The 17,522-nt window shown below is 70.2% G+C and carries 12 protein-coding genes and 1 pseudogene; 1 reads left to right on the top strand and 12 read right to left on the bottom strand.

The genetic code is table 11. The features are described 5' to 3' along the window. The first annotated feature begins 290 nt into the window (after window positions 1–290). Window positions 291–3,227 carry a CBM35 domain-containing protein gene (locus tag AQI95_RS19800; RefSeq protein ID WP_067124889.1) on the top strand — a complete coding sequence of 979 codons (2,937 nt, stop codon included), beginning with the start codon at window positions 291–293 and terminating at the stop codon, window positions 3,225–3,227. 105 nt (window positions 3,228–3,332) lie between these two features. On the opposite strand, the gene AQI95_RS19795 is transcribed toward AQI95_RS19800, so the two are convergent. From AQI95_RS19795 to AQI95_RS19740, 12 genes and pseudogenes are all read right to left on the bottom strand, one after another. Continuing rightward, the gene (locus AQI95_RS19795; protein WP_067124887.1) at window positions 3,333–3,950 is read right to left on the bottom strand and encodes a sigma-70 family RNA polymerase sigma factor; all 618 of its coding nucleotides are present in this window, start codon (window positions 3,948–3,950) and stop codon (window positions 3,333–3,335) included. Between the two features lie 185 nt (window positions 3,951–4,135). Beyond that, the gene (locus AQI95_RS46530; RefSeq protein ID WP_067124885.1) at window positions 4,136–4,915 is read right to left on the bottom strand and encodes a hypothetical protein; all 780 of its coding nucleotides are present in this window, start codon (window positions 4,913–4,915) and stop codon (window positions 4,136–4,138) included. A 610-nt stretch (window positions 4,916–5,525) separates the two neighbouring features. Continuing rightward, complete coding sequence (locus AQI95_RS19785) at window positions 5,526–6,326, bottom strand: ABC transporter ATP-binding protein (RefSeq protein WP_067124881.1); 801 nt, start codon at window positions 6,324–6,326, stop codon at window positions 5,526–5,528. 34 nt (window positions 6,327–6,360) lie between these two features. After that, a complete protein-coding gene (locus AQI95_RS19780; protein ID WP_067124879.1) occupies window positions 6,361–7,335 on the bottom strand; it encodes a FecCD family ABC transporter permease in 975 nt (324 codons plus the stop codon). 68 nt (window positions 7,336–7,403) lie between these two features. Beyond that, window positions 7,404–8,444 (bottom strand): ABC transporter substrate-binding protein, encoded by a 1,041-nt coding sequence (locus tag AQI95_RS19775; protein WP_067124876.1) that lies wholly within the window; start codon window positions 8,442–8,444, stop codon window positions 7,404–7,406. Window positions 8,445–8,534: 90 nt separating this feature from the next. Beyond that, the gene (locus tag AQI95_RS19770; protein WP_067124873.1) at window positions 8,535–12,842 is read right to left on the bottom strand and encodes a non-ribosomal peptide synthetase; all 4,308 of its coding nucleotides are present in this window, start codon (window positions 12,840–12,842) and stop codon (window positions 8,535–8,537) included. Then, window positions 12,839–13,084, bottom strand: a complete 246-nt coding sequence (locus AQI95_RS19765) for a phosphopantetheine-binding protein (protein WP_067124872.1) — start codon at window positions 13,082–13,084, stop codon at window positions 12,839–12,841. Before AQI95_RS19765 ends, AQI95_RS19770 begins: the two co-directional genes overlap by 4 nt. A gap of 32 nt (window positions 13,085–13,116) precedes the next feature. After that, window positions 13,117–14,694, bottom strand: coding sequence for a fatty acid--CoA ligase (locus AQI95_RS19760; protein WP_067124869.1), 1,578 nt, complete (start codon window positions 14,692–14,694; stop codon window positions 13,117–13,119). Window positions 14,695–14,711: 17 nt separating this feature from the next. Further along, on the bottom strand, window positions 14,712–15,209 hold the full coding sequence (gene scoD, locus AQI95_RS19755; RefSeq protein ID WP_067124866.1) for a (2E)-enoyl-ACP glycyltransferase: 498 nt from the start codon (window positions 15,207–15,209) through the stop codon (window positions 14,712–14,714). After that, a complete protein-coding gene (gene scoE / locus AQI95_RS19750; protein WP_067124864.1) occupies window positions 15,206–16,114 on the bottom strand; it encodes a (3R)-3-[(carboxymethyl)amino]fatty acid oxygenase/decarboxylase in 909 nt (302 codons plus the stop codon). The genes scoD and scoE overlap by 4 nt, the downstream gene beginning before the upstream one ends. Before the next feature lie 41 nt (window positions 16,115–16,155). Then, a complete protein-coding gene (locus AQI95_RS19745) occupies window positions 16,156–16,398 on the bottom strand; it encodes an acyl carrier protein (RefSeq protein WP_067124861.1) in 243 nt (80 codons plus the stop codon). A gap of 26 nt (window positions 16,399–16,424) precedes the next feature. Continuing rightward, window positions 16,425–17,456, bottom strand: a pseudogene (locus AQI95_RS19740) (beta-ketoacyl-ACP synthase III); the annotation flags it as partial. Window positions 17,457–17,522: the final 66 nt, after the last annotated feature.

Below are 17,522 nucleotides of genomic sequence, written 5' to 3'. Positions count from 1 at the left end.
TCTCCGGCTGTCTCCCGCAGCGAGTAGTAGGGGGCAGGCGAGCGGCTCCGGGCCCCGGAATTCCGAGCAAGAAACGGACGAAAAAGCTTCACCTCATTCGGCGCCGGCTGCCGTTCAATTCCCGGCGCGGGGGTGTCGGTGCAGCTCAGTGCCATCGTCGGGGCGAGCATCCGGATTCCATGCCTCTCGGCGTCCGATGCGCCCGATCGCCTGAATCCATTGCAGGAGGGTGAACGCGCGGCTACGGTGCCGGTCGCTCAAGCACCCCACTTCTCCTGCGGAGCCCGCCCATGCCCGAATCATCCCGGGGCACACGTCTGCCCAGATCAGCGCCCACCGCGGTCGTCGCGCTGCTCGCCATGCTGGTCGCCCTCGTCAGCGGGACCGCCCTGCGCGCCTCGGCGTCCACCGCGGGCACCGTCTACGAAGCCGAGTCGGCCGCCTTGTCCGGCGGCGCGGCCGTCGCCGCCGACCACACCGGCTTCACCGGCAGCGGCTTCGTCGGCGGCTACACCGACGCGAACAAGGGCACTGCCACGACCACCTTCTCGGTGACCGCCGCGAACGCCGGCGGCTATGTCTCCACACTGCGCTACGCCAACGGCACCACCGCCCCGCAGACCCTCTCGGTCTACGTCAACGGCACCAAGGTCACCCAGATCTCGCTGCCCGCGACCACCGACTGGAACACCTGGGGCACCTTCGCCACTCCCGTCACGCTGACCGCAGGAAGCGACACCGTCGCGTACCGCTTCGACAGCGCCGACAGCGGCAACGTCAATCTCGACAACATCACCCTCGCGGCCACCCCGGCCCCGCCCGACGGCCAGTACGAGGCCGAGTCCGCTGCCCTGTCCGGCGGCGCGGCCGTCGCCGCCGACCACACCGGCTTCACCGGCAGCGGCTTCGTCGGCGGCTACACCGACGCGAACAAGGGCACTGCCACGACCACCTTCTCGGTGACCGCCGCGAACGCCGGCAGCACGCCCGTCGCTCTGCGCTACGCCAACGGCACGGGCTCCACCCGCACACTGTCCGTCTACGTCAACGGCGCGAAGGCGGTCACCACTTCGCTGCCCGCGACCGCCGACTGGAACTCCTGGGGCTCCGTCACCGAGAACCTGACGCTGAAGTCCGGCGCCAACACCGTCGCGTACCGCTTCGACACGGCCGACAACGGCAACGTCAATCTGGACAACATCACCGTCGGCTCCACCACGACGACCCCGCCCTCGGGCGACGGCCAGGCGTACGACGCGGCGACCGCGTTCTTCACCGGCGGCCCCTCGGTCGGCACCTCGATCTCCGGCTACGCAGGCAGCGGCTATCTGACCGGCTTCACCGCCCAGGGCGCGCAGACTCAGATCGACACCGCCGTGCCCTCGGCCGGCAGCTACGCCGTCTCCGTCGCGTACGCCAACTCCACCGGCTCCGCGCAGACGCTCTCGCTCTACCTCAACGGCATCAAGAACTCCCAGCTCAGCCTGCCCGCGGGCAGCGGCTGGCGGACGGTCTCCACGACCGTGACGCTGCGCTCCGGGCTCAATTTGATCGGCCTCCAGCACGACGCCGGGGACACCGGCGACGTCGCCGTGGACGGTGTGTCGGTCGACGGCGGCACCGCGCTCGCCACCCAGGGCGCGACCCTGCCGTACACCGAGTACCGCGCCGCGGACGCCACCACCAACGGCAGTGTGCTGCCGGTCAGCCGCGCGTACCCGTCGCTGAGTTCGGAGGCCACGGGACGCAGCGCCGTCCAGCTCACCGACACCGGGAAGTACGTCCAGATCACGCTCGCCGAGCCGGCCAACTCCGTGGTGGTGCGCTACTCGATCCCCGACACCTCCGACGGATCGCCCACCACCGCACCGCTCGCCCTCTACGCCGACAGCACCAAGGTCACCGACCTGACCCTGACCAACAAGTACTCCTGGCTGTACGGCGACGGCTACCACGACACCAACAACCCCGCCAACGGTACCGGCCACCACTTCTACGACGACGTGCGCTACAAGAACCCCGCCACCTGGCCGGCCGGCACGGTCCTGAAACTGCAGAAGGACGCCACCGCCGGCGGCACCTTCACGATCGACACGATCGACACCGAACTGGTGGACGCGGCCTACGCCATGCCGTCCGGATACGTCTCGGCCGCAACCTACGGCATCAACCCCGGCGGCGGTGACGTCACCGACGCGCTGAACGGCGCGCTCAGCCAACTGTCCGGCACCGGCCAGGGCCTGTGGCTGCCCGCCGGCACCTACACCATCTCCGGCCGAGTCAACCTCAGCGATGTCTCGCTGCGCGGCGCGGGACCGTGGTACACCACCCTCCAGTCCACCGCCGAGAACGGCAACGGCGGCCTGTACCCGACCGGCGGCCGCAACCAGATAGCCGACCTGTCGGTCTTCGGCGACCACACCTTCCGCAACAACGACCAGGGCGCGCCCGCCATCGAGGGCACGTTCACCTCCGGCTCGCTGGTCCTCAACGTGTGGATGGAGCATGCCAAGGTCGGCCTGTGGGCAGTGCCCGGCACCGGACTCGACGTCTCCGGCGTACGGGCCCGCGACATATTCGCCGACGGCATCCACGTACACGGTGGCTCCTCCGGTACCCGGGTCGAGCAGTCCAACGTCCGCAACACCGGTGACGACAACATCGCCCTGGACACCGAGAACGGCGACGTCACCCACTGCACGGTCTCGCACAACACGGTGCAGTCGCCGGTCCAGGCGGGCGGCATCGGGGTCTACGGCGGCGGCGACAACACCGTGGAGAACAACGCGGTCAGCGACACCGTCGCCTTCGGGTCCGGCATCAACGTCAGCACCGCCTTCGGCCAGAACTTCTCCGGCCCCACCACGGTCCGCGACAACCTGCTGATCCGTGCCGGCTCACACAACGACAACTGGAACTCCGACATCGGCGCCCTGTGGATCTTCGCCGACGCCAAGGGCGACATCACCCAACCGGTGAACGTCACCGGCAACACCATCAAGGACAGCTCCTACCAGGCCGTCCTGCTCAGCTACGCCCACCAGATCAGCAATCTGACCCTCGACCACGACACCATCAGCGGCGCCGGCACCTTCGGCTTCGACATCAGCGACGTCACCGGCAGCATGACGGTCAGCAACACCACCGTCAGCGGCACGACCTCCGCCGCCCTCAACAACCCCGGCGGTTACACGGTCAACCGGGGCCCGGGCAACTCCGGCTTCTGACCCGGCGGCGTAGAAACCGCAGGAGCGCGTCACGTGCCGGGGACGCGGACGATTGCACAAGAGGGCCCGGATCACCGCGATCCGGGCCCTCCGTGTTACGGCCCGTCAGGCCGCGACGGCCAACGGCGCGCCGCGCTCGGCCTCGTCCAGCCACTCGATCAGCGAGGTACGGGCGCGGGCGACCCGGGAGCGCACCGTGCCGATCGGGCAGTCGCTGGCGTGGGCCGCTTCCGCATACGGGAGCCCCAGCAGCTGGGTGAGGACGAACGCCTCGCGGCGGTCGTCAGGGAGTGCGCCCACCAGTTCCGCGAGGGCGATGCCCTCCTCGAAGCCGGGCAGGTCGCACGGTTGGGTGTGCTCAGCGGCCGACTCCCAGTCGTCGGTGTCCGACAGGCGGGGGCGGCACGAGCGGTAGCGGATGCTGTCGATCACCGCATGGCGGGCGATGGAGAACAGCCAGGTGCGGGCCGAGGAGCGGCCTTCGAACCGCTGCAGGCTGCCCAGGGCCCGCAGAAAGGTGTCCTGGGTCAGGTCGTCGGCGCTCTGAGGATCGGCGCCGAGGTAGGTCACGTAATGGCGGACATCCCGGTGCAGGGCCCGAACGAACAGGTCGACGGCATCGGGGTCGCCGCCGCGGGCGGCGAGCGCCCAGGCGGTAATCGACTCTTCCGTCGAGTTCGTCCGCGATGGCTCACGTGATGGCGGCAGGGCAGGAGTGATCACCTGTGTCTGTCCTTCTCGGGATCAGGAATCCGGTCTCCGGGCCGGTGCGCGCGACAGCACTGCGGGCGCTCCCGGCGGGACCGGTGATGGGGTGCGGGCCGGGCACGTGCGTGCGCGGCTGATGCCCGAGGCGGGAAGCCGACGGCGCGACGGCTGCCTGAAATGCCTCGGGGAACCGGCTGCCGTCAGGCGACAGCGAACCCCGTGGGCGGCCCCCGAGAGGTGATCGCGTGGGTGAGAAGGAGGCGGCGTGGGGCCCGGTCCGAGCCCGCTCGGCGTGCACGGATGCGCGGCCGGTGTGGTGGCGCGGGCGGGCTGAGCAGCAGGCCCAAGGGCGCGACGAGCCAGCCGGCCAGGGCCCGCAGGATGCGGAAGGCTGCGCGTTCGCCGTGGGCGAGCCACAGGCCGCACAGGAGCGCGGCCAGGAGGTGGGCGGCGAGCATGCCGGTCGAGGACATGCCGCCCATGTCGTGGCTCATGGAACCGGCTGTCCCCACGTGGGCCATCGAGCCCATCGACGCCGTGTCGTGCGTAGAACCCAAGGAGTGCGTGGATCCCATGCCCATGTCCATGGAGCCCATGGGCATGGGCATGGGCATGGGCATGGGCATGGCGCCATGCTCCGCGCCCGATGCTGACGGCGGAGCGCACAGGAGGTAGCCGAGCCACTGCCGGACGAGCGACCCGTCGGCGGACGGCTGTGGATGCACTACCGCCTGGGCGAGCGCGAACGAGGAGTGGAGCACCGTCTGCGCGGCCACCGCGATGGAGACCACGAGGAACGGTCCGCGCTCCCGGTCGGTCAGCGGCCAGGCCGCGCCGCCGGTCACCACCAGGCCCGCGGTCATGGCCCACCAGGGCACCGCGGTTCCCGACATCATGACGTGACCCAGGGCAGCGAGCAGCACGCAGCAGGCCGCGAACACCGCGGCCCGTATTGTGCGAGAACACCACCCTGGAGACATAGCGGCCTCATTTTTGCATCCGCACTTTCGTGATCACCGGTGGGTACGGATATCGGCTTGTCCCCGTTCACCGTGCGCGCACACTCAGGCAGGCCAAGACCACGAAGAGGTATCCGAGGTGCCGGGGGTCACCGGACGGTCCGGCGCACCGGCAGCGACGAGGTGCACAGATGCCAGGAACAAGCCACGGCACGCCCATGGACGACACCTGACGCTGGGGACCAGAGCGGGTGTGGTGCGCTGTGCCAAGGGGCTCGGCCTCGTCGCCGACCACGAACCGACCACGGCACCGCCGCTGGATCTGCTCGTCCATCCAGGAGGTGACGGCACCCGCGCCCTGGTGAAGGACGAGCAGCACCTTGCCTGGCTGCGGGAACTGCATCGGCAGTCACCCACCGGGACTATCTGGAGAAGCTCGCGAAGATCGACGGCTCGATCGACGTACTCGCCGGGGAGCGGTACGTCGACGACGGTGACGTCGTCACCTCGGCCGGGGTGTCGGCCGGGATCGACATGGCGCTGCATTTGGTGCAGCGGTTCGGCGACGCCGAGGCGCGCGAGCTGACTCGGGCCGGTATCCAGTACGCGCCACGCGGCCTTTGACCCCGCCTCACTGGTCCACGGGTTCCGGCTCCCTGTCGTGGGCGAGCGGCTGGGCGGCGTAGGTGATGCGGACGACGCCGTCGGCATGGCGTTCCGTGCTGCCCCGTACGCCGAAGACGTCACGGAGGAGGTCCGGGGTCAGGACGTCCAGGACAGGTCCCGCCGCCACCACCTCACCTTCGTGGAGGACGACAAGATGGTCGCAGAGCCGTGCCGCGAGGTCGAGGTCGTGCAGGACCGCCAGTGTGGTGATGCCCGTGCTGCGGATCAGGTCCAGGAGCTCGAACCGGGCGCGGATGTCGAGGTGGTTGGTCAGTTCGTCCAGCACCAGGAGCTGGGGGCGCTGCGCGAGGGCGCGGGCCAGTAGGACGCGCTGGCGTTCGCCGCCGGAGAGGGTGGCGTAGTCGCGGTCCGCGAAGGGGCCGACGCCGCAGCGGGCCACCGCCTCGGCCACGGCCTCCCGGTCCTCGGCGCCGTCGCGGCCCAGCAGGCCGTGGTGGGGCGTACGGCCCAGGGCCACGATCTCGGTCACCGTGAGCCCCGTCGTCGTACCGGCGTCCTGGAGGACGGCCGCGGTGCGGCGGGCGGCGGTGCGGGCGGAGAGTTCCCACACGTCGTCGTCGCCCACCGTGACCACTCCGGTGGCCGGACGCAGCGAGCGGTAGACCGTGCGGAGCAGGGTGGATTTTCCGCTGCCGTTGGGGCCCACGAGTCCGACGATGTCTCCCTTGGCTGCCTCCAGGTGCACATCGCGGAGGATCGGCTTGCGGTCCAGGGTGATGTGGAGCTGGTCCACGGTCAGTTTCATACGGTGTCCGGCCCTCGTCGTGGCTTCAGCGGCTTCATACGGTGTCCAGGCCCTTGTTGCGGCGCAGCAGCCACAGGAAGAAGGGGGCGCCGAGCAGGGCGGTGAGGATGCCCAGCGGCAGTTCGTCGGGGCGGCTGAGGGTGCGGGAGAGCAGGTCGACGACCACCAGGTAGATGGCGCCGAGCAGGGCGGTGAGTGGCAGGAGTCTGCGGTGGTCGGCGCCGATGGTGAGCCGGACCAGGTGGGGGATCATCAGGCCGACGAAGCCGATGCCGCCGGCGACGGCGATGACCGTTCCGGTGAGCAGCGCGCTGATCACCAGCAGGACGGCGCGCAGCCGGTTGACGTCCACGCCGAGCGCGGTGGCGGACTCGTCGCCGGCCAGCAGGGCGTTGAGCCGCCGCCCGAACAGGGTCAGCAGCACCGTGCTCGCCAGGACCACCACCGTGACGCCGGGCAGCTGGCTCCACTGGGCCCCGGCGACGCTGCCCAGCATCCAGAACATGACCGTGCGCAGCTCGGTCGGGGTCGCCAGCAGCTGGACGAAGCTGGTGACGGACAGCAGGACGTAGCCGACGGCGACTCCGGCCAGGACCAGCCGGGTCGGGGCCAGCCGGCCCCGCCGCTGCCCGAGCGCGAAGACCAGGGCACCGGCCGCCAGGGCGCCGACGAAGGCCGCGCCCGAGACTCCGATGCCGCCCAGCCCGCCGAGCGCGACGCCGCCGAGGGTGATGACCAGGACGGCGCCCAGCGAGGCACCGTAGGAGAAGCCGAGGACGACGGGGTCGGCGAGCGGGTTGGACACCAGGGTCTGGAGCACCGCCCCGGCCACCGCCAGGCCCGCGCCGACCACGGCGGCCAGGGCGACGCGGGGCGTTCGGAACGTCCACACGATCTGGTCCAGCGCCGGATCACCGGCAGCGCCCCGGCCGGTGACATGATGCAGGAGAACGCCCCACACGTCACCGACAGGGATGTCGACGGCACCGATGCTCACCGCCACCACCATCACCGCGACGAGGACGGCCAGCAGGCCGGCGACCGCGAGCGGCAGTCCCAGACGGCGCAGGAGCGGGCTCAGAACTTGTCCGGGTGCAGCATCTTCGCGATCTTCTCGACGGCCAGGTCGTTGCTGGGGCCGAGGTATATCGAGTCGGACAGCGTCACGTACGTGTTGTTCTTCGCGGCCGGCCACTGGGGGAACTCCTTCAGCAGTTTCCTGGCGTAGGCAGCCGGGTTCGGGTCGTTGTAGCCGATGACGACGAGGGCGTCGACGTCGGTGGCGGCCACCTTCTCCTTGCTCAGGTCGGCGAAGGAGGTCTTGGAGGCGTTCGCGAAGGCGTTGCTGCCGCCGGCCTTGGTGAGGATGTCGTTGTAGATGCCCTTGGCGACGACCGAGCTGAAGTCGTTGCCGCCCATGGCCATGTTGGAGAAGAGCACCATGACCTTGGGCTGCTTCTCGCCCTTGACCTTGGCAAGGACGTCGGCGATGTGCTTCTGGGAGGCGGCGACGACCTTCTCGGCCTGGGCACTCCTGTCGAAGATCTTCCCCATGTCGCGCAGCAGCTGGTAGCTGTCGGCGACGGTCATCCTCGACGTGTCCTGGGTGCAGCCCTGCGGCGAGACGTAGGTGTTGGCGCCGACCTGCTTGAGCTGGTCGCGGGTGGCGAAGCCGTTCTTCTCGTCGAAGCCGTACGACGTCGTGGACAGCACCAGGTCCGGGCGCAGCCCGATCATCGCCTCGCGCGGGATGTCGTAGGCGTCGTTCTGCTTGACGTTGCCGGTGGGCAGCTTCTTGATGGCGTCGACGCGGCCGGGGACCTCGGACATGCCGTAGTGCTGCTGGTTGGCGACGATGCGGTCGCCGAGGCCGAGGGAGAGCAGCGTGGAGACCTCGGCGACGGAGGCGCCGTTCATGACGACGACCCGGCCGGGCTCCTTGGCGAACTTCTCGGAAACTCCGCAGTTGTCGAGGGTCACCGGGTAGCCGGACTTCGCCGCCGCTGCGGACGCGTCGCCGCCGGTGCCGCCGGCCTTGTCGGTCGAAGAGCCGCATGCCGCGGTGACCAGACAGAGGGCGCCGGCCAGGGCGACGGCGGCCGGCCGTTTCTTCGACATGCTGGCTCCTTGCTGAGGGGTGGTCGGGAGATGACGGGTTCTGTTGCAGTAGTCGGGGGGCGGAGCACGTGAGTTCCCGGAGGTTCCCCACTACTTCGAGCGAGACGGGTGATGACCGCGCTTTCCGGCTGGAGCGGGCAGCGTTCCGGTGGTGACGCAGTGGTCGAGGTAGCGGAAGACGAGGTCGCGGTCGACGGGCGGGCAGGTGATGTCGCTGCCGTGCAGGCCGCCTACGACGTTCTCGGCGCGGATGCGCCCCAGGCGCAGGTCGGGTCCGGTCGCGTCGTCGGACGTCACCCCCGTCGGGTCCGTGGCGTCCGTCGCTTCGAAGAAGGCGAGCATGCTCTGCGCGGCCTCGGAGGAGCGCGGTAGTGCGGCGCGCCACTGGGGCAGCGGCAGGCGGCGCAGTGGGTAGCCGTACTCCTCCAGCCAGTCGTAGACATCGCGCAGCCGGACCGGGGCGGCGGCCGCGTGGTTGAACACGGCGGCGCCCGGCCTGCGCTGTCCGAGGCAGAGGTGGACGAGGGCTCGTGCGACGTGGTCGACCGGTGTCCAGATCTCCTCCTCGAACAGGTCGGGGACGATGCCCTCGGGGATGCCCGCGCGCAGCACGCTCCACAGGAAGTCCCGCTCGTTCACGTACCCCGTGGCGGCAGGCCCGACAATCCGGCCGAGCCGGTGCACGGTGACCGGCAGGCCCCGCTCGGCGGCCTGTTCCAGCAGGCGCTCGGCGGCCCACTTGGACTGCTGGTAGCCGTGGCGCAGTCCGGGATGGGGCGGAAGGAACCCCTCCGGGACTTCCGGGCTGAGGGTGAGCGGTGGGGCCACGGAGAGCGTCGAGACGAAGTGCAGCGGGGTCGAGTGCACGGCCGCCATGCGCAGCAGAGTCCTGGTGGACTCGGTGTTGGCGGCGCGGAGGGTGGCGTACTCGCGCATGATGCTGACGGTCGCGCCGTTGTGGAAGATCGCTCCGCAGGTTCGCGCGAGTTCGGAGAACAGCTCCTCGTCCAGGCCGAGGCGGGGGCGGGCGAGGTCGGCCGGGACCGCCGTGATGCGGGTGCGTGCCGCGTCCGGGAGGCTGATCAGGTGGGCGTCGAGAGCCTGGTGGACGCGGGCGGTGGCGCCGGCGGGGCTCGGGGCGCGGACCGGGCAGACGACCTCCGCGCCGGTGGTCGTGAGGAGTTCGGCGAGCAGGTGTACGCCGACGAAGCCGGTGGCACCGGTGAGCAGGATCCGGTGCGGTGCGCGATCCGTGCGGGAGCCGCCGCCAGGACGAATGTCCGGGTCGAGGACCGAGTCGGCGGGCAAAGACGCCGGAAGACCGGAAGCGGTCGGCAGTGCCTCCTCTTCGAGGTACGCGGCCAGCTGGGCCGGTGTCGGGTGCTGGAAGATCCAGGCGACCTTCACGTCACGGCGGAGTTCGGTGCCGAGGCGGTTGGCGACCTGGATGGCCTGGAGGGACTGGGCTCCCAGGTCGAACACGTCGTCCTGTGCGGAGACGGTGGCCACGCCGAGCACCTGTTGCCAGACGGCGGCGACGGTGTGCACCAACTCGGCTCCAAGCGAGGCGAGTTGTGCGCGGAGTGCAGGGGTTGCGAGTGCCTTCCTGTCGGTCTTTCCCGTGCTCGTCCGGGGCAGGCGGTCCAGGAACTCGACAGCCGACGGGACCATCGCCGCGGGCAATGTCGCCCGGAGGTGGTCCCTGATCACCGTCACGGACGGGGGCGGCCCGTCGGGAACGACGTACGCGGCAAGTCGCCGTGTCCCGTCGTCCAGCACCTGGCCCGCGACGGCGGCGTCCCGGACTCCCGGGTGCGCCAGGAGGGCGCTCTCGACCTCGGCCGGATGCACACGATGTCCGCTGATCTTGAACTCGGTGTCCGAGCGGCCCAGGTAGCGCAGCTGTCCCTCGTCGCCGATCCGTACCAGGTCGCCGGTGCGGTAGGCGCGGGGCGCTCCGGTCAGTACGGCGAGGGAGGAGAAGCGGGTGGCGTCCGGGAGCCGGTCGCCCCGGTAGCCGACGGCCAGGTTGTCGCCCAGCAGGTGGAGTTCGCCGTCGACCACCGTGGCGCGGGTCCCGGGGAGCGGGAGCCCGATGGGGACGTCCCCCGGGGCGAGGGAAGGGTCGTGGAGGTCGGCGACGGTGGCGACCACCGTCGCCTCGGTCGGGCCGTAGGTGTTCAGCAGCCGGACCGACGTGCCGACGGCCTCGCGCCAGCGGTCGACCCGCTCGGGGAGCGCTGCCTCGCCGCCGATCACGACGGTACGCACCTCGGCGGGCAGCGTGGCGGCGCCGGTCGAGACCGCGTAGGCCAGCTCGTGCCAGTACGCCGTGGGAAGGTCGAGGAAGCTGATCCGCAGGCGCGCGCAGGCGTCCAGGAAGGCGGGGACCGAGTCGGTCATGTCGTCGGTGCGGATGACGAGCGTGGCTCCGGCGCACAGCGTGAGGAAGATTTCCTCCACGCTGGTGTCGAAGTGCAGGGGGGCGAACTGGAGTACCCGGTCCGGCTGTTGGAGCCCGTAGCGGTGGGTGGCGCCGGTGACGAAGTGGGCGAGGGCGCGGTGGTCGATCTCGACGCCCTTGGGGCGTCCGGTGGAGCCCGAGGTGTGGAGGACGTAGGCGAGGTCGTCCGGTGCGGGCGCCGGTGCAGTGGGCTGTCCTGGGCCGGACTCCGACTGGTCGAGCGCCAGTACGTCACTGCCCGTGCAGTCGGCGGCGTGGGCGCTGGTCGTCAGCACGAGCGCGGGCCGGACGTTGTCCAGCAGCTCCGCCCTGCGCACTGGAGGTGCCGTCGGGTCGAGCGGGCTGTAGGCGGCGCCGGAGAGCAGGACGCCGAGGATGGCGGTGATCGCGTCGATGCCGCGGGGCAGGGCGACGGCCACGAGGTCGCCGCGGCCGACGCGGCGGGCGGCCAGCCGGCGGGCGAGATCGCGTGCCGCGCCGAACAGTTGCGCGTACGTGATGTGGCGTCCGTCGTGCTCGACGGCGACGGCTCCGCCGCGCCGGGCGGCGTGGTCGGCGATCAGGCTGAGGACCTGTCGGGCGGGGCGAGGCAGTGGTCCCCCGTCCAGAACGGTGACGGTGGAGCTGCGTACCGAGAGATCACCGAGCGACTGGTCGGGGGCGGCGACGGCCGCCCGGAGCAGGGACAGCAGCCCGTCCTGGAGCGCGGTGACGTCGGCCTCGTCGTAGAGGTCGGGGTTGGCGTCCACCGCGATGCGCAGTCCGGCTCCCTCGGAGCGGTCGTAGACGTTGACGGACAGGTCGTCGACGGGGCCCGCGGAGACGTTGTGGACCGTGCTGCGGTGTCCGGCGAAGCGCAGGTCGTACTCGAAGGGCATGATGTTGACGCCGGGGCCGGACAGCCGGCGCTGTCCGCCGACGAGTTTGAGGTCGCGCCGCAGTTGCTCGTAGCGGTAGCGCTGGTGCGGCAGTCCGGCGCGCAGTTCCGCCGAGACACGGGCCGTGAGGTCACGGAGGCTGTCCGAGGCGGTGACGGCGATGCGCAGGGGCAGGATGTTGCGCACCATGGAGGGGACGCGCAGGGAGACGGAGCCGAGGCGTCCCATCGCCGGGAGACTGAGGACGATCTCCGGTTCTCCGGTCAGGTGGTGCAGGTGGGCGACGGTGACGGCCAGCAACGCCTCGGACCAGGTGGCCTTGAGGTCGCGGGCGGCGGCGCGCAGGGCCTCCGTCTCCGCCGCGTCGAGGTCCGCCACCCGCCGGTGGAAGGTGCGTGCGGGCAGTGACGTGCAGCCGGCGGGGGTCGCGACCGGCGGCCGGTCCGCGAACCGGTCCGTCCAGTAGGCGCGGTCCTTGGTGAAGCGGGCCGAGTCCCGGTAGGCGCGTTCCTCCTCCCGGACCGCGGCCAGGGTGCCGAAGCCGCTGTCCTCCACCGGCTCGCCCGCCATCAGTGCGGTATAGACCTGGGCGACCCGGCGGGCCACCAGCGACAGGCCGAAGCCGTCGAGGGCGATGTGGTGGACGCGGTGGTACCAGATGTACTGGTCCGCAGCGATGCGGAGCAGCGCGTGGCCGAAGACGGCATCGCGGGCGAGGTCGACGGGGCGGACCATGTCCTGGTCCATCCAGGCCAGGGCCGCCGCGTGCGGGTCGGGTCCGGCGGTGAGGTCCGCCGTGTGCAGGTGCCAGTCGCCGGCAGGGGCGTCCGTCTGCCAGGGGCGGCCCTGGTCGTCGGCGGCGAAGGCGACGTTGAGAGCCTCCGTCTCCGCGACGACGTGGTGCAGGGCCGCGTCGAAGACGGTGGTGTCCACCGGTCCGTCGATGTGCACGTACTCGGCCGTGTTGTACGCGGGGCTGTCCGGGTCGAGCTGCTGGCCGGTCCAGATGCCCTCCTGTGCGGCCAGCAGCGGACGGCGCGGGTTCGGCGCGCTCACGTGGTGGCCTCCCGCCGTGCGGAGAGCAGCTGCCACCACTGGGCGAACGAGGTGCACTCGGCGAGTTCGACGAAGGTCACGTCCGCGCCGCTCTCCCGCCACCGTTCGATGAGGGTGACGATGCGCAGGGAGTCCAGCCCCGCGTAGACGGGGTTGTCTTCCAGGTCGACTTCGTCGGGCTGCTGGTACAGGAACTCCGCCAGATCCGCGCGGAAGCCCTCCAGCGTGAGGGGAGCAGGCATGTCGTTCTCTCTCAATCGTCCTCGACGGCAGGTCAGTTGACCTTGCGGGCGGAGCCGTCCCAGAAGCGGTCGCGCAGTTCGCGGCGCAGGATCTTGCCGCTGGGGTTGCGCGGAACGCTGTCGATGAACTCGTAGCGGGCGGGCAGCTTGAAGCTCGCAAGCCGTGGGACGAGGAAGGTGTGCAGGTCACGGGGGCTGGGCTGCTGCCCGGGGGCGGGGACGACGAAGGCGTGCACGTACTCGCCCCACCGCTCGTCGGGGGCGCCGACGACGACGGCCTCCGCGACGCCGTGATGGGCTTCCAGCACGTTCTCGATCTCGGCCGGGTAGACGTTCTCGCCGGCGACGAGGATGGCGTCCTTGATGCGGTCGCGGATGAAGATGTAGCCGTCCTCGTCGATGTAGCCGGCGTCCCCGGTGTGGATCCAGCCGTCGACGAGGGTTTCGGCGGTCTTGTCGGGCAGTCCCCAGTACTCGACCATGCGGGCGGGCGTGGCGAGGCACACCTCGCCGACCGCGCCCGGCGGCAGTTCGCGCCCCTGGCCGTCGATCACCTTGCTGCGCACGCCCGGATAGGGGTGCCCCGCTGCCTGCATGAGCGGTGCGCCGGGGACATGGGCGGCCGGGGGCAGGCAGACGGCGGTGTTGCCGGTCTCGGTGAGGCCGTAGATCTGGGCGAACTCGCAGTCCAGGACGGCGAGGCTCTGTTCCAGCAGGGCCTCGGAGATCGGGGAGCCGCCGTAGACCGTCTTGCGCAGGGTGGTGAAGTCCTCGGCGCCGACTCCGGGTTCGGTCAGCATCATGCGGAGCATGGCGGGCACGACGCAGGCGGTGGTGATGCCGAGGTCGCGGATGAGGTCGACGGCCTGGCGGGCGGCGAAAGCGCGCATCGCGACGACCGTGGTGCCCGCGTTGAAGTTCTGCGTGGCCCACCACAGGCCGCCGACATGGAACCCGGGAATGCCGATCAGCGCGACGTCGCCGGCCCGCCAGTCGATCCAGTCCAGCCCCTCGCTCGCCAGGGCGTCACGGATGGCGAAGAAGCTGCGGTGGGCGAGTACGACGCCCTTGGGCAGTCCGGTGGTGCCGCTGGTGTAGAGCTGGGCGACCGGCGTGTCCGGGGTGACGTTCACCGGCGCCGGGTCGGTGTCGGGGTGGGGGGTCTTCCAGGCTGCGAAGGACCCGGCGAAAGAGGCCCCCAGCCCGACGACCGTTTCGGGCGGCTCGGCCGGCATCTTGTCGAGGACCGACCCGAACTCGTCCTCCAGGAAGAGCAGTCGGGTACCGGAGTCGCGCAGGATGTGGCTGACCTCTGGTGCGGTCAGCCGCCAGTTGACCGGAACAAGGACGGTGCCGCTCTTGGCGCAGCCGAAGAGAACCTCGTAGTAGTGCTCGGACTCCTTGCCGAGGTACGCCACCCGGTCGCCCGGTGTGAGTCCCGCGGCCTGGATCGCATGGGCGACGCGGTTGCTCTCACGGTGCAGTTGCCCGTAGGTCAGAGTACGGCCCTCGCACAGGACCGCGGGAGTCTCGGGCTGGTGCCGCGCGTGGAAGCTCGTGGTCCGGACGAGCGTCTGAAGCTCCGGGTGGTAGAGCCGGTCCGTGGTCATGGATCTCTCGCCTCAGGTCAGGGGATGTTGACGATCGCCAGGGTCGCCTCGCCGTCGCAGCGGCCCGAGTCGGCGTCCCAGTAGCGGAAGGCGGTCTCGGCGTGCAGGAACGGGCTGCCGCCGGCCGGGGCACGTCGTGCGACGGTCCGGAATTCCATCTCCCCGGAGAATGCATGGGGGTTGACGGGCCGTCGGAAATTCGATGTGAAGCGCGCGATCAGGATGTCCGGAAGCTGATGCTTCCAGAAGTCGTCGAGCGTCCATGATTCGAACCCCGTACCGAGTCCTTCCTGCACGGACTTGGCCACCAGGTAGTACATCATCTGGTTGTAGCAGATATTCACCTCGACGGAATTCAGGTGCCCGGTGTCGTCGATGTAGCACGACTCGGGGATCGCGAACTCGCAGCGAGCAGAAGCGCGACCGTCTCTTTCCGTGACGACGGCCGAACGCAAGTATTTGCAGTGTTCTTTGTACGGCGTCAGCACCTGCGCCAGCAGAGCTTCGTCCGTCACGCCGCCTTGATCCCGTCATGCGGCGTGATCCCGTCGTGCAGCTTGCGCTCGTCATGCACGGTGACGCGGTACGAGACGGTCGGCTCGGGCGTGGTCGTGTGCCGGGCGCGGTGGATGAGGCTGCGGTTGTCCCAGACCAGCAGGTCGCCCTGCTCGAAGCTCTGCAGATGGATGTTGTCGTGCTCGAAGGTCTCGTCGAGCTGGCCGGTGACCTCGAACAGGCGGCGCAGGAGGCCCTCGTCGAGCGGCTTGCCGCCCTGGTCCTCGATGCCGACGGTGAAGCCCTCACTGACGTAGAGGACCGTCTCACCGGTCATGGGGTGGGTGAAGGTGGTCGGCTGGCGGACTGCCGGGGTCTTGCGCTCGACCTCCTCGATGATCTCGGATATGGGCCGGTAGACGTCGTGGGGGCGTATTTTGAAGTACTTGCGCACGGAGTGTCGGCAGTAGGTTCCGCAGATTTCCTTCTTGAGGTCCTCGGGCAGTCTTCCGTACGCCCGTCCCATGTCGATGAAGTACGTGCCGCGGTTCTTCTCCGGAATGACCTGGGGGTAGATCAGCGTGATACCGAAGGGGTCCGGCATGAACTGGTAGTCGGCGTGCCAGAACTTTCCCGTCCTGGGTACGCCGATCTGCTTTCCGTTCTTCGGCACGTTGGAGGAGACGAATATCTCCGGTACCTCAGGATGGTGGTACATCGGCTCGTAGTAGGTCTCGGGGCGGCCCAGCCGCTCGCCCAGTTCGAGGAAGCGTCGGGGAGAGAGGTCCTGGCCCTTCAGGACGGCGATCTTCTTCGTGTAGACGGCGCTCTTGAGCGCGTCGATGTCGGCGTCCGAGGCGGCGGTGTGGTCGAAGCCCTCGACCGTCACGCCGAGTGCGTTGCCGGGCTGTTCGATGATCCGCATGGGCGTTTCCTTTCGGAGCGTTGGGAGGAGCAGGCGGGGGGTCAGACTGCCGCTTTGCGCGCGTCGATGAGTCCGACGATGTCGCCGAGAGTGAGGTCGGGCTGGAGTTCGTCGTCGCCGACCGCCACGCCGAGGTCGCGTTCGATGCGGATGCTGATCTCGACCGTGGTCAGCGAGTCGACGTCCAGTGCGCCGAGGGTCGCCTCCGGACGGATCCGGTCCACGGGGGCGTCGTGCAACTTTCGGAGGATCATGACGAGTTGCTCGTAGGTTGTGGTGCTCATGACGTCATCCGTTCTTCTCGGTCGGGTGGGGCGGGTGCGCGCAGCGCGGGCCAGGTCAGGAGGCATGAGCCCCAGGTGAGGCCGCCTCCGAAGGCGGTGAGAAGCAGCCGGTCGCCGGGCCGGAGTGTCTGGCGGGCAGCGGCGTCGGCCAGAGCGAGCGGGATGGACGCGGCGCCCGTGTTGCCGACGGATTCGACATGGGTCACGCAGCGCTCGCGGGGCAGACCGAGGTCGTCGGCCACCGAGTACAGGATCCGCAGATTGGCCTGGTGGGGTACGAAGTGGTCGACGTCAGCGGTCTTCCGGCCGGCCCGGGTCAGGGTGGCGCGTGCCGACTCGGCCATGCGCGTCACCGCGTGGCGGTAGACCTCCTTGCCCCGCATGGCGAAGTGCCGGTCCTCGTGGTTGGGTTCACCCGGTCGGGAGCGCTGCCGGGAGCCGCCGGCCGCGACCGTGATCAGGTCCTCGTGGGCGCCGTCGCTGCCCAGGTCGAAGTGGCCGACCGCGCCCGGCTCGTCGGGGCACCCGGCGCGCAGGACGACCGCCCCGGCGCCGTCTCCGAAGATGATCGCGTTGGCCCGGTCCAGCGGGTCCACGATCGTGGAGTAGGCGTCCGCGCCGATCAGCAGGACCCGTTCGGCCACTCCGGCTGCAATCAGCCCGGCGGCCGAGGCGAGTCCGTAGACGAATCCGGTGCACACGGCGCTGATGTCAAAGGCCGCCGCGCCTGTCAGACCGAGCCGTGCCGCGACGGCGGGCGCGGTCGCCGGGCAGGTGTGGTCGGGGGTCGTCGTGGCGACGATGACGGCGTCCACGGCGTGTGTCCCGGCGGAAGCGAGGGCTCGGCGGCCGGCTTCGACGGCCAGGTCGGAGGTGGCCTGTCCGGGATCGACGACGTACCGTCGGCGGATTCCGGTCCGGGTGCGGATCCAGGCGTCGTCGGTGTCGAGCCGTCGGGCGAGGTGCTCGTTGGTCACCATTCGGGAGGGCACCCATCCGGCCAGCCCGCACAGGACGGCGGCCGGAGGGGCCGAAGGACCGGCAGCGGCAGTGGACATGGGGTTTTCTCCTGAAATTCCTGGTATTCCTGGCATGGCAGAGGACGGACCGGGCGGCCCGGACGT

Source organism: Streptomyces yokosukanensis (assembly GCF_001514035.1).
GTDB classification, from domain to species: Bacteria; Actinomycetota; Actinomycetes; order Streptomycetales; family Streptomycetaceae; genus Streptomyces; species Streptomyces yokosukanensis.
The sequence above is the reverse complement of the archived record's forward strand: the minus strand, read 5'-3'. Positions and strand labels throughout refer to the sequence as shown.